This is a genomic window from Pseudoalteromonas sp. L21 (assembly GCF_021728035.1).
Classification (GTDB): Bacteria; Pseudomonadota; Gammaproteobacteria; order Enterobacterales; family Alteromonadaceae; genus Pseudoalteromonas; species Pseudoalteromonas arabiensis.
In genome coordinates this window covers 1055252-1070546 of record NZ_JAKKCV010000001.1, presented here as the reverse complement: position 1 = coordinate 1070546, position 15295 = coordinate 1055252, and the positions used below count along the sequence as shown (strand labels likewise).

Here is a 15295-nt window from a genome sequence, read left to right as displayed (position 1 = left end):
CGCCTCTTTTCATCATCTGATCTTCGATTAAGCCATGTGCCGTTTTTCTGTAGCACCCATGTTAGAAAGTAATCATACACGCGAAAAAATCGATTTAATCATATGATTTATAAGTACTTTTATTCGATGCCTACTTATTGTCATGCCACTTTAATGAAATAAATAGAAATAGCTAGAAATTCACACTAAATTAAGTCGCTCATTTCCGTTATTTTATCCACCTCTGAACTTAGCTCTTCAACTGCTTCATCAATGATTTGAATACAGGTATCAACATGCTGTATTTCAGAATCAGTTAACTGCTGTTTAAGCGCATCAGCTTTGGCTAAATCAACAGAGCTTTGCACTTGTTTAATCATTTGCCTCATCAACAATTGCAGACGTGCGAGCGATATTTCGAATTCTTGGGCGAAGTCAGCCAACATGTAAGCGGTAAATGGGTGATTAAAATTACCTGCACTGCCAGAACCATATTCACCTATAGACATCGCAAATTGGTTTGCCATTGGTATTTTAGAATTTTCCTCAGCTTGTCTTGCTTGGATCTCTCGAATAATGGCCTCAATATTTACTAAATCGTAAAATGGCGTAAGACTTAGCCCTTGTTTACCCACAAAGAAACTGATGTTCTTGCCGTGCGCATCATAGTTGCGTACCAAAATATTAAAGGTCATCCAGCGTATAAGTTGTGTTTGGTACGCTTCGGCATTAGTTGTTTGTACATTAAATAGCTTCACAAAAGACACACCATCACGAATATAAATACCGTCGCCTTCATCACCATGTTGACGTTCGTATTTGTATGATGGGGGTAGGTTGGTTGCTTGGCAGCCATCGATAATGTGACGGCGCATAACACGCTGTTGCTCAGTTATTAACTTGCGGTCAAAACGGTCAATCACAAACGCACTGACTTCTCCGTATTTTCGTACTGCTACGTTTGGTACATCAATACCCGAATGCTTTGCCAATAACATGGTAAATAACTCATTCACGGCGATAAAAGGTGCTTTTCCCGTTTCAAACTTAAAGATCTTATTGGAGCAAAGCTGGCCTTCACCAAACCCTAATTTGCCCTCAATTTCTAATAAGTTGAGTTTATCTTGTACACCCGCGACTGATAGCCTTGTACGACCATCCCAATAAGTAATAGATTCTCCAGCATTCTTAAAACGAGCTAGCTTTTCGGTTAGTTCTTCATTAGTGACTTCTCGAAATGAAGTTTCGGTTTCTTCATTGTTTTGACTTGTAAATGATAACGCGCCAGATGTGTCAGCGCCGATGATCTTGATAAGCCCAAAGGTATTATTTTTGGAGATAGTTGTATTACTAATGATCTCTTCTAACCCTTTACCCTCAGGCAACAAGTTTTGTAAAAAGTTACGGACAGCCCTGTGATCAAACTCACCGTTCAAAGGCAGGTGGGGCGAGATAGCAAAACCCTCTTTGATCCAATCAGGCTCGTAAGTTAAGGTTAATTCGGTTTCAGAGCCTACAGGAATGGTTATTATCGCAATTTTACGACCATGACCGATATAAACGTTCAGGGTATTTAGATCAGTACCAGTCATCACTTACCTCTGTTCCTTCTTTGGAAGTAGCATCATCACAAAGAAGGCTAAATGAAAGACCAAGGTATTCCATTACTTTGAGTAGGTTCGTTAACTTTACATTGGTATTGCCTTTTTCTATTTTCACCAGCGTTGGCTTTGAAATCGATAATGCTTCAGATACATCTACTAAAGACAGCTTCATACCTGTTCGCTTTGCAGTGATCGCTTCAGCGAGTTGAGTCGGGGTAAAGCGTTCTGATAAGTTAGGCATGGCTGTTGCCTTAACCGCCTTACCTGTTCTGTTTGTTTTGGCTAAATTACCCATATAAGTTAATTATTATTTACTTTTAAATATAAAGTAATGCTGAATTGGTTATAAGTCAAATATAATTAACTTATAGGTTTTAAAAAGCCTTTTTTCTTTAAAAGTCAGTTATAATTTACTTTTAATTCTCTGTCTAGAAGTCTAGGGACGTTTTAATAGCACTCCTTACTTCTGCACTTTGAGGACCTTTGTAACCTAACGAGTATTCTTGTATCCAATCGTGCGCCTCTCCAATAGAAATAATATGCATTGAATGGATATCATCACTCAAAATTGCATAGGCTACGTCTAATTCGGAAGTGTTTTTTGCCTAGGCTTTCTGCCAGTACTCTTTTACTGAATGTTTTACTTTCGTTGTGTATAATCTTTCCTTTAGACTTCTCGCGTACTACGCACTTGTAGCGGTAGTCGCCTGAAGCAAGACGGCGTTTTTCGATATTGTATGAAGCCATTGAGTAACCCTAAGTTATCGATCAGTCCTACCCCGCGGGGGTGACTATAGGGTGACTGTATATCGAAACTCGCGGCGATTTAAGGTAATTCAAGGCAATTCAGACTATATGAGTAACACACTAAATAAGGGCTCTAGCCCAGTAATAGCAGGTAATACAGGGTTTAGACGGTTTAGCGTGGCACCTATGCTGGATTGGACTGATCGTCATTGTCGAACCTTTCACCGTAAAATGACTAAGCATGCTGTGCTATACACTGAGATGGTGACAACCGGCGCTATTTTATTTGGTAAAGGTGACTACTTACACTTTAATGAGCATGAAGGGCCTGTGGCATTGCAACTTGGTGGCTCTGACCCAGAAGCGTTGGCGAAGTGTGCTAAATTAGCGGCTGAACGCGGCTATCATGAAGTAAATTTAAATGTGGGATGTCCGTCTGATCGCGTTCAAAATGGTCGCTTTGGTGCTTGTTTAATGGCTGAGCCTAAACTCGTTGCTGACTGCGTTGCAGCAATGAAGGCCGAGGTAACTATTCCTGTTACTGTTAAAACTCGCATTGGTATTGATGAGCAAGACTCGTATGAGTTTTTGTGTGCCTTAATAGAAGCAAGTCATGATGTGGGGTGTGATGACTTTATTATTCATGCCCGTAAAGCATGGTTAAATGGTCTAAGTCCAAAAGAAAACCGTGAGATCCCACCTCTAGATTACCCGCGTGTTTATCAGTTGAAAACAGATTACCCACAACTGCACTTAAGCTTAAATGGCGGCGTGAAAACCATCGCTGATAGCATAGCTCATCTTGAGTATGTTGACGGTGTTATGATTGGCCGTGAAGCGTATAGTAATCCATTTATTTTATCTGAAGTGGATGAAAAAATTTATGGTGATGAAGCTTTTATGCTTAATCGTCATCAGGTTGTGCGCGCTATGTATGACTATATTGAAGATGAAATGAGTAACGGCGCTAATTTTTGGCATATTGCTCGTCACATGTTGGGGATTTTCCAAGGGCAACCAGGTGCGCGTGGTTTTAGACGTCATTTGTCTGAGAACGGGCACGGTAAAGCGGCTGACTTATCTGTTATGGATAAAGCCTTAAGTTTTGTCCCAGAAGCCTAATCATATATCTCGTTAAAAAAGCCACATTTTGTGGCTTTTTTTGATCCTAAAATTTGGTGAAAAAGTTAGCTTTTTAGTCAAATTAGTTATTTTTCATTCAGTCACTAGTCAGCCGAAAGCTAAACTTAAGTAATTTAACGCTTTGTATTTATTTAATAAATTAATTTTATTTGTTAGTTGGCACAAGAATTGGAATCTCCTAGCTGTATTAACCCAATTATCAACAGGAGAGTCACATGGGTGTATTAAATCGCGTAAATGACATTATTCAGGCAAATCTTTCTGCAGCACTCGATAAAGCGGAAGACCCTGAAAAGTTACTTAATCTACTCGTGCAAGAAATGCAGGATGCACTAACTGAATGCCGTGCAACCGCTGCGACATTTTTAACGCAAGAAAAGCAAATGAAGCGTGAAATAGCTGCAAAACAAACGAAAGTAGCAGACTGGCAAGCGAAAGCAGAAAAAGCGCTGAGTAAAGAGCGTGACGACCTTGCCAAAGCTGCACTAGTAGAAAAGCAGCGCTTAATTACAGAGATTGAAGCGCAGCAAGCTGAAATGGATAAGGTGGCTGAATCACTGTCTAAATTAACTGAAGATTGTCAGCGTTTACAAAACAAGCTTGCAGATGCCAAAGCCAAGCAACTGACCTATATGCAAAAAGAGCGCGTCGTTACAGCACGTTTAAAAGTAAAAGAGCAGTTGCATAGCAATAAGGTGACGGATGCACTAGCGCGTTTTGACTACTTAGAGCAGCGCGTTGAAAACATTGAATCGCAAGTCGAAGCGTACGAGTTAACGCACGCAGATGCTGCCAACTCAACCGCTGCTCAAATCGCTGCCTTAGAGAAAAATGAGGCGATCGATAAAGAGCTTGCTGATTTAAAAGCTACGATGAAGCAGTCAGCTTAGGAGGTTAATGATGAACACTTATCATACATCATCACGTTGGTACCGAGATTTAAGCAATAAGAAAATCTCGGGAGTGTGCAGTGGACTCGCTGCGCGCTTAGGGTTTCCAGTATGGTCTACGCGATTGGTGATGATCATATTACTGATTAATATGCCGCTGTTAATAGGCGTGGGTTATTTAGTTGCTCACTGTTCTTTACCAGTAAAAGGTTACTAGGAGTAGAGCATGAAAACGTTAGCTATCATCGTCTTAGCAATGCTATTGCTGTGTACCGATGCAGTGTCATTCGTATCGTTTGACTCGTGGCAGTTGCCGTTATCAATTGCTGATATGAGCTGGGCAGGGCTTGAAGTCATCGGTGCGATAGTGGCAGTGATTGCCGTTGTGGCAGGTGTTGCATTATTCACTATTGGCCTACTTGGCGCTGGTGTTGTTGCTGTGATAGGTGTTGTGCTTGCGTTTCTATTTGGCTCAGTGATGGTTGCATGGCCATTGTTGTTAATCGCCGCATTATGCTGGTTGATTGCTGATAACAAAAAATCAGCGGCTTAGCGCCTTAATAAACTGCCTTAATAAACAAAGTATGCTAAATTTAGCGGGTAAGTTGATGTCTTAACAAGGATTAAAGCACGATGAAGCTGTTACCCGCACTCTCTTTTCTTACTGCAAGTTTACTTTATAGCACTTTTTCATTTGCTCATAGTGGTCATGACCATACTGATAGCGCTGAAATTTCAGTCAGTAATGCGCAAGTCCGTGAGTTTTTACCCGCGAGCAAAGCCAGTGTTGCCTATATGACTATCACAAACCCTAGCAATCATGCTGCTGTTTTAACGAAGGCTGAACTAGATGGTTTGGGGCGCGTTGAAATTCATCAGCATACACATGTGGATGGCATGATGAAAATGGAGCAGGTTTTATCATTAGAGATTGATGCCCACAGCAGCGTTGAGTTTAAACCTGGGGGGTATCATTTGATGGTGTTTGAGCCAGAAGATAAGCTACAAGCAGGGCAAGAACGAAAACTCACGCTATATTTTAAAGATGGAAATCGCGTTTTTACTCAAGCTAAAGTTGTATCTTTACAAACAATGACAGAAGAAAAACCGCAAAAAAGTAAAGAGCACTCACATCACTAGGAGATAATATGTCTGAACACAAAGGAAAAATAGCCAGTGCGTTGCTTATAATTTTAATTATTTTTTATGCAATTGCCGTTTATTGGAGTAGTGAGCCTGCTCGTATGGATGTGGTAAGCAAGGCGAAGCAAGAAGCACAAATGCGCGGCGATAAATTTGTGACGGGCTATACCACGACAAGCACACTGATCAACGTTGCTGATACACTGTTAAATAAACCGGGTGGTTATCTATCTAATGATATTATGCCACCGAGTGTAATGATGGATAATATGCCTGCATGGGAATATGGCGCGCTTGAGATGACGCGAGACTTAGTGTTGTCGATGCGAAAAGATTTTAGCCGTTCACAATCTCAATCAACAGAACATGCAGCACTTAAAAAGGCACAACCACAATTTAATATTAGCTCTGAGGCGTGGGCATGGCCTAGTGCAGAAGCAGAGTATCAAAAAGGTATCAATTACCTCATTGTTTACCGTAGCCAAATTGCCGACCAAAATGACAGAGACAGTCAATTTTATGCTCGTGCAGATAACTTGCGTAGCTGGCTAAAAGAGGCTGAGAAGCGCCTTGGTAGCTTAAGCCAACGATTAAGTGCCAGTGTCGGTCAAGAACGTTTAAACACAGACTTAGCCGGCGATACAGCGGCTCATCAAGCAACGTACACGCCATTGCAAAATCAAGTGAAAACATCTTGGTGGCAAATTGATGATGTATTTTATGAATCGCGAGGTGCAACATGGGCATTACTGCACTTTTTACAAGCGGTGGAGTATGATTTTGCCGATGTACTAGAAAAGAAAAATGCTCGAGTGAGCCTGCAGCAAATTATTCGTGAATTAGAGGCTACACAAGAAACAGTGTGGAGCCCGATGATTCTCAATGGCAGTGGGTTTGGCTTTGTAGCAAACCATTCACTGGTGATGGCAAATTATATTTCGCGAGCCAATGCGGCTCTAATTGAACTTAGCGAACTTTTAGCGCAAGGATAAAATGATGAAAAAGTACTGTTTAGCGGCCGCGCTGTCGATGGCCTGTTTAGCACCTACAGCACAAGCTGATACTTTATTGGGCCTGTACTTGGGTGTTGATGGCTGGCGGTCAGATAATAGTGGTAGTTTTGCTCAAAACGACAACTTACAAAACTTTAATTATGATGATGAGACATTCATTAGTTATTACGCGGCACTAGAGCATCCCGTACCTTTAGTTCCTAACTTTAAATTTAAGTACACTGAGCTTGAGCTAAATGGCTCAACAACCTTAGATGATACGTTTAGTTTTGGTGATGCTGATTACGTTGTTGGTACGCAAGTAGGCACGGTGAGTGATTTATCTCATATCGATTATATTCTTTATTACGAGATTTTTGATAATGATCTCGTTTCGATTGATTTAGGCTTAAACGCAAAGCAATTTGATGGTGATATCGTTGTCACTGGTACGTCACAAAATGGTGGCCCTGCATCAACAGAACGTGTTGATTTTTCTGGCTTCGTTCCTTTAGTTTACGGTCGTGCGGAAGTGGGTTTGCCACTGACAGGTCTGAGCGTTTTCTTTGAAGGAAGTATGCTTGCGATTGATGATAGCAAAGTACAAGACTACCAAGTGGGTATCGCGTATGCGTTACTTGATAATCTTGCGGTTGATTTAGACGTTAAAGCCGGTTACCGCTCAATGACCTTAGAGCTTGATGATGTTGATGATATTTATACAGATATTGATGCATCAGGCCCATTTGCGGGTATTCAAGTACACTTCTAAGCACTTTACTTAGTAAAAGTAGCTGGCAGGTTATTTGTTTACTTGCCAGCTAGTTTCGAATTCCTCTTCTAACGATGTAGATACTATTTGTTTGTAGGCCTTGTTAACAGGTGAGGCAATAAGCTTTCTTAGCTCATCCCCCGTTTGTGTAAATTTATAATAGCTCAGTACTAAGTCATTACTTTTTGCTTTTAGGGTTAAGCGCTGATGCATAAAGCTTAAATTAAATTCCTGTCCGGCTTTTAAAACAGCCGATTCGATCTCTTTTCGGTATAACAGGTTAATATCCATCAGTGTCAAAATATCAGGAAAACTGACAGGTGTTTTACCTAAGTTTAATGACACCTTGTTACCTTTACGTAGTAAATCAAACAAGGAAGGCTTTTTATAAAAGCCCAACAAAATAAGGTTGCTGTTATCTTTTTCATTAAAACCACATAGCGACGTGCAGCGCTGAAGTGCGTCAGCTTCACGCTGAGTCATATGCTTGAGTGTTTGCAGGCTTTTTATGGAAAAAGTACCAGGCGAAACAGTTTCACCTGCCAATATCTTAGCCCAGAGCTTTTGCATTGAAGTATTGGCCGTATCTTCGCATAAACTTATGAAACGCTCTATCCAATCCGAGTCAGGTTGATGGCGTCCTGTTACATCAGGGCAAAAGCCCATTGCCATAGCCATGATTGTTTCTATGTTTTCTTGGCGTTTAATAAATTGAATCTCTTGACGAGTGTGAGCTCGCTCTAATAAGCCGACATCAGCCTTTATTTTGTAGGGAAGTTGTTGTTGCCCTTGTGAAGAATAGCTATCACTGTCTAGGTTATTAATTCTTGCAGAAGGGGACTTATGAATAGAATACCCGAGTTGGTTTTCTATAATATTGGCAAGGTTAACTCTTGCTTGTGCCGTTTTGACTGTCATCGCTGGCATTGGCCTTGTTGGTAGTGGTTAATTGCGCATGTGTTTTTATATTATTAAGCGCAAGCTTTACCGTGTTGTTAAGTATGTATTGGCTTAAAAGGGCAAGGTAGCCACCTATAATTGGGGTGTTTACCTCACCATGAAGCGTGCATATGATTTCAACATCATTGCCTTGATTTAAGTAACGAATAGAACCTCGAGCAATGTGTTCTTGGTTAAATAAAATGTTGAAGCTCATTCCTTCGTCGTTCATTTGTGTAATTGTCATTTCACCCGCTCCCCAGCGACTATCCCAAAATTGATGGGCGCCGACACCTTGACTTGGTTCTGCTATTGTAAACTGAATACTCGGATCGACTGCTTCCCAAGGTTGCCATTGTGGCCATTGGTTCAAGTCCGTAACGAGCGAGGCAATATCGTCACGCTTAGCGGTGACTGTTATTGCTTTATTCACAGTATATTGCTGTGCAAGCATCAGCCCAATTACTAAAATTATAAGGGCACATATAAACAGTGTCTTTATACACAGAACGAAGAGTTTAATAATCTCACCTCAGGTAATAATTTTATAGCTTTCATAACATTATACGTATCATAGACTATAATCTACACAATATAAGTTATCAGCAATGTATCATAGTCAAATTAAGTGGTAGAATTTTCCATCAAGGCTGTAAAATGGGACGGAACCATCGTTGCAGTTTTTAGATGGGTAGTCTAAGGAATTATTAATGGCATCAGAGAGTAACGACTTTTTATTTAGTGATCAGGATGATGAACAGCCGTTAGAGGAGTCTGTTTCGGATTTTTGGGATGTGTTAATCGTTGATGATGACCCAGAAATACATTCTGTTACTAAACTTGCCCTCTCTGGTGTAGAGTTTTGGGATAAAACGTTACGCTTTCATCACGCCTACTCAGGAGCCGAGGCGCTCACTGTCCTTAAAGAAAACCTATCAATTTCTGTTGTATTACTTGATGTTGTGATGGAGTCTGATGATGCAGGCTTGCAGGTGGTTAAACAAGTTCGCGAATGCCTAAATAACCATAACGTACGCATTATTTTACGAACAGGACAACCAGGTTATGCCCCAGAAGAAAAGGTAATTCGTGAGTATGATATTAATGATTACAAGACGAAAACAGAATTAACACGTAGTAAGCTGATTACATCACTGGTTACTGCTATTCGCTCCTATGAGCAAGTTTGTCAACTTGAGTTTCAAAGTCGTGCGCTGAATAACATTCTTTATGCTTCAAAAGCTATTTTAGGGTTTACTGATATTAAAGCATTTACGATGGCTGTGATTAAACAGTTATCGTTTATTTTAGATTGTGAGCCGAAAGGGGTCGTGTGTGGCTCCTTAGAAGATGATAATCAAATATGTGTGTTAGGGGGCTGTGCAGAATATAACAGTTTTATTGGACAAGGTATTGAACAACTTGATGATGGTCGCATTATTTTACAAGTTAAAAATTGCCTAGAGCAGTCACAGCACCAACATACAGATATCGATAGCACTTACTTACTGAAAAGTAAAAACCGTCAAGCAGCAATCTACTTGGAAACAGAGCATATTCCAAGCCCGTCACAACTTCAGTTTGCTGAAATATTCCTCACCAACGTCAGTGTAGGATTAGATAATGTGCGTTTATTTAATCGACTGCGTGATGCTGCCTATAAAGATATCTTAACGGGCCTGTCTAACCGCAATGATTTTATGAACAAAATTGAACGCTTCTACCACCCAAATAAAAATGATTACGTATTTTTATTAATAGATGTTGCGCATTTTTCAGATATAAACAATGGCTTAGGTCAAGAAATTGGCAACCTGTTATTAATGGCCATCGTTGAAAGGCTTGAGCAAGAATACCCTAATGCAGAGCTAATATCGCGTATTGGTGCGGATGTGTTTGGTTTACTATTGCCAAAAGAGCAGTATGATCTTGAGCTACTTCGAGAGCATTTGAGTTTGCCATTCAATGCAGGAGAACATATTTTACCTATTAATTTTAAAATAGGTTTATGTAACCAAAGTGATTTTCAGCAAGCAGGGATCGAGACTTTAAAACTAGGTTATATCGCGCTAAACCAAGCTAAAAAGCAGTCAATGGAAGCTGTGGTAACTTATACGCCTGATATGGAAGAAAAAATGGCGTGGCGATTAGGAATTATTAGACAGTTACGTCAAGACTTTGAGCAACGTAAACTAGAAGTATGGTTTCAGCCACAACTTGATTTAACGACCCTTAAGATTATTGGCTGTGAGGCATTGTTGCGTTGGCCCTCTGGTAATGGTCAATATATTTCTCCGGCTATTTTTGTGCCTATGGCCGAAGATGCTGGCTTAATTGTTGATATTGGCCAATGGGTACTTGAACAAGCATGTATGCAGCAAAAGCGACTTGAAGCCATGGGCATCGAAATTAGTATAGCGGTTAATGTGTCAGTGCCTCAGTTTAAAGTGAAAGGTTACGCGCAGCAGGTAAAAGATACATTAAATCAATACCAAGTTAAGCCGCAATTTATAGAGTTAGAAGTAACAGAAAGCGTGGTTATGGACGAACTTGCAAGTGTCATTACCACCTTAAAAGAATTGAAAGAGTTTGGCATAGAGATTGCGATTGATGATTTCGGTACTGGTTTTTCATCACTCAGTTATTTACAACAACTCCCGTTAGATCGCTTAAAAATTGATAGGGCATTTGTCAAAGACTTACCAGATAAAGATAGTGAAGCAATTGCAGCGTTAATTATTTCTTTAGGTGCAAGACTCGGCTTGAAAACCATCGCAGAAGGGGTGGAAACACAAGCTCAAGCTGATTATCTTCTAGAGCTTGGCTGTGATGAAGTACAAGGCTTTATGTATGCTAAGCCTATGCCAGAAAAAGAGTTAATAACGTATTTGCAAGCCAAGCATTAAGTGGCTCTTTAAAAAATGCACCCACATGCTAACGCCCTTCAAATTGAAGGGCGTTTTGTTTTCTATAATAATGACTCATAGTGGGGTATAATTCGCCCCCTTTTGGTAGCAGAGTACATTTTATGAGCGCATTAAAAGCCGAGCGCGGCCTGTTTTCTTACCCTAAATATTGGGCCGAATGCTATGGCACAGCGCCATTTTTACCCACTACTCGCGCTGAGATGGATGCGTTGGGCTGGGATAGCTGTGACATTATTATCGTCAGCGGTGATGCGTATGTTGATCATCCTAGCTTTGGTATGGCGGTGATTGGTCGCATGCTTGAATCACAGGGGTTTCGTGTTGGTATCATTGCCCAGCCTGATTGGAACTCTAAAGATGCTTTTATGGCATTAGGTAAGCCTAACTTATTCTTTGGTGTAACCGCGGGTAACATGGACTCAATGATCAACCGTTATACCGCAGAAAAGCGTATGCGTCATGATGATGCTTATACACCAGGTAACATAGGCGGTAAACGTCCTGACCGTGCGGTGGTTGTATATAGCCAACGTTGTCGCGAGGCCTATAAAGACGTGCCGTTGATCATCGGTGGTATTGAGGCGAGTTTACGTCGAATTGCTCATTATGATTACTGGCAAGAAAAAGTACGTCGAAGTGTGTTGTTTGATGCCAAAGCCGACATTTTAATTTACGGTAATGCTGAGCGTCCATTAGTTGAGGTTGCCCACCGCATCGCTGGTGGCGAAGCCATAGAGACTATTCAAGATATCCGCGGTACTGCGGTTATTCGTAAAGAGCCTTTACCTGGCTGGCGTGGTAGTGATTCCACTGCCATCGATAAAGTCGGTAAGATTGATCCAATTCCAAATCCGTATGGTGCCGATGATGTTGGTTGTAGTAAGTCTGAGTTTAAACAAGCGGGTATTGATTTAACCGCCGAGGCTGCTAAACCAATTACTATTCAACCTGCACGGCCTAAGCCATGGGAAAAGACATACGTAAAGTTGCCAGCGTATGAGCAAGTGAGTGTGAATAAACCACTTTATGCCCATGCATCGCGTATTTTACACCAAGAAACAAACCCAGGCTGTGCGCGTGCGTTATTTCAGCGTCATGGCGATCGTTCTATTTGGGTCAATCCGCCTGCATTCCCACTTGAAACAGAAGAGATGGATGGGGTATTCGGTTTACCCTATCAGCGTATTCCACATCCAAGTTATGGTGATGAGAAAATCCCTGCCTACGAGATGATCAAAACCTCAGTGAATATTATGCGTGGCTGTTTCGGCGGGTGTTCATTCTGTTCGATTACTGAACATGAAGGGCGCATTATCCAAAGTCGTTCTGAGCAATCAATCATTGATGAAATTGAGCAAATTCGTGACAAAGTGCCAGGCTTTACAGGGGTTATTTCTGATTTAGGTGGGCCGACAGCGAATATGTACAAGCTGCGTTGTAAGAGTAAAAAAGCAGAAAGTACGTGTCGTCGTTTATCCTGTGTATACCCTGATATTTGTAAGCACATGGACACTGATCACACGCCAACTATCGAACTTTATAAAAAGGCTCGTGACGTTAAAGGCGTGAAGAAGATTTTAATTGCCTCTGGCGTTCGTTATGACTTAGCAGTTGAAGATCCTCGTTACGTAAAAGAGTTAGTTACTCACCATGTTGGTGGTTACTTGAAAATAGCCCCAGAGCATACTGAAGATGGCCCGCTCTCTAAAATGATGAAGCCAGGTATGGGTGCCTACGATAAGTTTAAAGAGTTATTTGATAAGTATTCGAAAGAAGCGGGTAAGAAGCAGTACTTGATCCCGTATTTTATTTCTGCTCATCCAGGCACCAAAGACGAAGATATGGTGAACATGGCGCTGTGGTTAAAGAGTAATGACTTTAAGCTTGATCAAGTGCAGAATTTTTATCCATCACCCATGGCAAATGCAACAACGATTTATCATACTGAGATGAACTCGCTGCGTAATATTAAAAACAATACTGAGCAAGTAGCTGTGCCAAAAGGTGCACGCCAGCGTCGCTTACATAAGGCTATATTGCGTTATCATGATCCAGCAGGTTGGCCAATGATCCGTGAAGCGCTGAAAAAAATGGGTAAGGCGAACTTAATTGGTAAAGGACCAAATTGCTTGATACCTGAAGAGAGCCGCAATGAGAAAGCAGCGAAAGGAAAGGGCGGTAAAGGCCGTGCAGCACTGACACGTCACACTGGTTTTAGCCAGTTTAAAAAGGCCAATACTAAACCTAGAGTTGGTAAAAATAAGCAGCGTGCAAGTAAATAGAAATAAAAACGGCCCTTAGAAGGGCCGTTTTTATATTAAATTAATAACCAGGTTGCGGTGCCTAAAAAGGCAAAAATGCCCACAATATCGGTGACGGTGGTCAGCACGACACTGCCTGCAAGAGCAGGGTCAATTTTCATTTTCTTTAAGATCAAAGGAATGCTCGCACCAGCAATACCTGCTGCAACGAGATTCATAAACATCGCAAAGGCAAGCACCGCACCGAGCTTAAAGTCCCACTGCCAGAGTGCGACAACACCGGCGATTAATATCGACCAAATAACACCATTTAGCGCCCCAATCGCGAGTTCTTTGAGTAATAAAAAGCGTTGGTTGGTTTGATTAATATGGCCAACGGCTATACCACGAATAACTAAAGTAAGTGTTTGGCTACCAGCAACTCCCCCCATTGAAGGCACAATTCCATTAAGTACCGCAAGGATTGGTAAGATTGCTAAGGTGTTTTCAAAGAAGCTTGCAACGATGGCAGCTAACAATGCGGTTAATAGGTTCACCCCAAGCCAAATAGAGCGACGCTGCGAGCTTTTCAGAACGGGTGCAAAGGTGTCTTCTTCATCATCAAGACCCGCAAGGCTAAGCATGCTATGCTCTGCATCTTCACGAATGACGTCAACGATGTCATCGATGGTTATACGACCAAGCAAGTGGGCGTTATCATCCACAACAGGCGCTGAAATCCAGTTATGACGCTCGAATAGTTGAGCAACATCACTTTCGTCCATCGAAATGAGAATAGACTCACATTCTTCATCCATTAAATCGCGAACAATTTTGTCTGATGGGCTGGTTAAAAGTGTTGTTAATGACAAGGCACCTAAAAAGCAATTATGTTTATCAACCACGTACAGATCATCTGTACCTTCAGGTAGCTCACCACGTAGACGTAAATAACGCAGTACAACGTCTAATGTGACATCGGGGCGAATAGTGACGGTATCACTATTCATTAGTGCGCCTGCAGAGCGCTCCTGATAAGAAAGTGCTTGGGTCGCTCTTTCTCTATCTTGCGTATCCATAGCCCCGACAACATCTTGATAAACAGTATCAGGTAAGCTACGAAGTACTTCACCTAAGTCATCATCGTCCATGTCCTCAGTTGCGGCGGCAATATGCTCAGGTTCCATCTGGGCAATAATGCCAAGGCGTACATCTTCTGAAAGCTCTTCAAGTACGTCACCACGTACATCTGGATCAACGAGTTGCCACAACATGCGGCGGATTTTATGAGGAGATGACTCAAGTAACAGTGCTGTATCGCAAGGTGCTGTTTTAGCTAGCATACCGCGCACTTGAACAAATTGACCACTATTAAGTGACTTGGTCACCTGTTTAAGTTGTTGTAGTGGGTAATCTTGTTCAAAGGCTTCTGGCATTGGCGTCCTTACAACTAAAAAGTGAGCTCTGGCTAAATAAATACAGCATAGTTGCACAATAATAAATTTGCTGAGTTATCGTTTAAAGCAACCATTATATTAAGAATATTTGTTATATAAGATGAACGAATGACTTAAAAGTAAGATATTTAAGAGGAATTTAAATACCTAAGTTAAGTTTAACGCAAATCTTTCGTGCTTAGCAAATGCTATTCTTGCTCATGAAAGCGTTGTGCTATTAATTCACCTATTGCATTAAGTGCAGCAGTTGCATCAGGGCCTTCGCATACAACGCGTACTTCTTTACCTTGGCTGCTTTCTAATAACATTAGAGCAAGTACACTGTCACCTTCAGCTTCTTTGTCATCTTGATATAACATAATTTTAGCATCAAATTGAAGTGCAAGTTGTGCAAGTACAGTTGCTGCCCGAGCGTGTAAGCCAAGTTTGTTTTGAATTAAAAACGTATTTTCAGCATACATG

The 15295-nt window shown here is 41.2% G+C and carries 15 protein-coding genes; 9 read left to right on the top strand and 6 right to left on the bottom strand.

The window, feature by feature from the left end; all coding sequences use genetic code 11:
- Window positions 1–185: 185 nt before the first annotated feature.
- A complete protein-coding gene (locus tag L3V41_RS04895; RefSeq protein WP_237127236.1) occupies window positions 186–1571 on the bottom strand; it encodes a HipA domain-containing protein in 1386 nt (461 codons plus the stop codon).
- Window positions 1558–1824: a helix-turn-helix transcriptional regulator gene (locus L3V41_RS04890; protein WP_083515294.1), complete on the bottom strand. Its 267-nt coding sequence runs from the start codon at window positions 1822–1824 to the stop codon at window positions 1558–1560. The genes L3V41_RS04895 and L3V41_RS04890 overlap by 14 nt, the downstream gene beginning before the upstream one ends.
- Window positions 1825–2438: 614 nt before the next feature.
- Between L3V41_RS04890 and dusA the strand changes: the two genes are divergently transcribed.
- From dusA to L3V41_RS04855, 7 genes are all read left to right on the top strand, one after another.
- The gene (gene dusA / locus L3V41_RS04885) at window positions 2439–3452 is read left to right on the top strand and encodes a tRNA dihydrouridine(20/20a) synthase DusA (RefSeq protein ID WP_267135527.1); all 1014 of its coding nucleotides are present in this window, start codon (window positions 2439–2441) and stop codon (window positions 3450–3452) included.
- Window positions 3453–3688: 236 nt separating this feature from the next.
- Entirely contained in the window at window positions 3689–4363 is a 675-nt protein-coding gene (locus L3V41_RS04880) for a PspA/IM30 family protein (protein ID WP_237127235.1), read from the top strand.
- A 10-nt stretch (window positions 4364–4373) separates the two neighbouring features.
- A complete protein-coding gene (locus L3V41_RS04875) occupies window positions 4374–4580 on the top strand; it encodes a PspC domain-containing protein (protein WP_193988998.1) in 207 nt (68 codons plus the stop codon).
- A 9-nt stretch (window positions 4581–4589) separates the two neighbouring features.
- The gene (locus tag L3V41_RS04870; RefSeq protein WP_062568543.1) at window positions 4590–4916 is read left to right on the top strand and encodes a hypothetical protein; all 327 of its coding nucleotides are present in this window, start codon (window positions 4590–4592) and stop codon (window positions 4914–4916) included.
- A gap of 80 nt (window positions 4917–4996) precedes the next feature.
- Window positions 4997–5503: a copper chaperone PCu(A)C gene (locus tag L3V41_RS04865; RefSeq protein ID WP_062568544.1), complete on the top strand. Its 507-nt coding sequence runs from the start codon at window positions 4997–4999 to the stop codon at window positions 5501–5503.
- An 8-nt stretch (window positions 5504–5511) separates the two neighbouring features.
- The gene (locus L3V41_RS04860) at window positions 5512–6498 is read left to right on the top strand and encodes a DUF2333 family protein (protein ID WP_062568545.1); all 987 of its coding nucleotides are present in this window, start codon (window positions 5512–5514) and stop codon (window positions 6496–6498) included.
- A 4-nt stretch (window positions 6499–6502) separates the two neighbouring features.
- Window positions 6503–7270 carry a TIGR04219 family outer membrane beta-barrel protein gene (locus tag L3V41_RS04855; RefSeq protein ID WP_130149630.1) on the top strand — a complete coding sequence of 256 codons (768 nt, stop codon included), beginning with the start codon at window positions 6503–6505 and terminating at the stop codon, window positions 7268–7270.
- Between the two features lie 30 nt (window positions 7271–7300).
- Here the strand turns inward: L3V41_RS04855 and L3V41_RS04850 are convergent, their stop codons facing one another.
- Both L3V41_RS04850 and L3V41_RS04845 read right to left on the bottom strand, forming a co-directional pair.
- Entirely contained in the window at window positions 7301–8188 is an 888-nt protein-coding gene (locus L3V41_RS04850) for a TIGR03899 family protein (RefSeq protein WP_237127234.1), read from the bottom strand.
- On the bottom strand, window positions 8157–8642 hold the full coding sequence (locus L3V41_RS04845; protein ID WP_237114486.1) for a hypothetical protein: 486 nt from the start codon (window positions 8640–8642) through the stop codon (window positions 8157–8159). Before L3V41_RS04845 ends, L3V41_RS04850 begins: the two co-directional genes overlap by 32 nt.
- Before the next feature lie 277 nt (window positions 8643–8919).
- Between L3V41_RS04845 and L3V41_RS04840 the strand changes: the two genes are divergently transcribed.
- Entirely contained in the window at window positions 8920–11115 is a 2196-nt protein-coding gene (locus L3V41_RS04840) for an EAL domain-containing protein (RefSeq protein ID WP_237127233.1), read from the top strand.
- A gap of 122 nt (window positions 11116–11237) precedes the next feature.
- A complete protein-coding gene (locus L3V41_RS04835; protein ID WP_237127232.1) occupies window positions 11238–13418 on the top strand; it encodes a YgiQ family radical SAM protein in 2181 nt (726 codons plus the stop codon).
- A 35-nt stretch (window positions 13419–13453) separates the two neighbouring features.
- On the opposite strand, the gene mgtE is transcribed toward L3V41_RS04835, so the two are convergent.
- Window positions 13454–14812: a magnesium transporter gene (mgtE, locus tag L3V41_RS04830; RefSeq protein WP_062568551.1), complete on the bottom strand. Its 1359-nt coding sequence runs from the start codon at window positions 14810–14812 to the stop codon at window positions 13454–13456.
- A gap of 209 nt (window positions 14813–15021) precedes the next feature.
- A complete protein-coding gene (locus L3V41_RS04825; RefSeq protein WP_062568552.1) occupies window positions 15022–15294 on the bottom strand; it encodes an HPr family phosphocarrier protein in 273 nt (90 codons plus the stop codon).
- Window position 15295 lies beyond the last annotated feature (1 nt).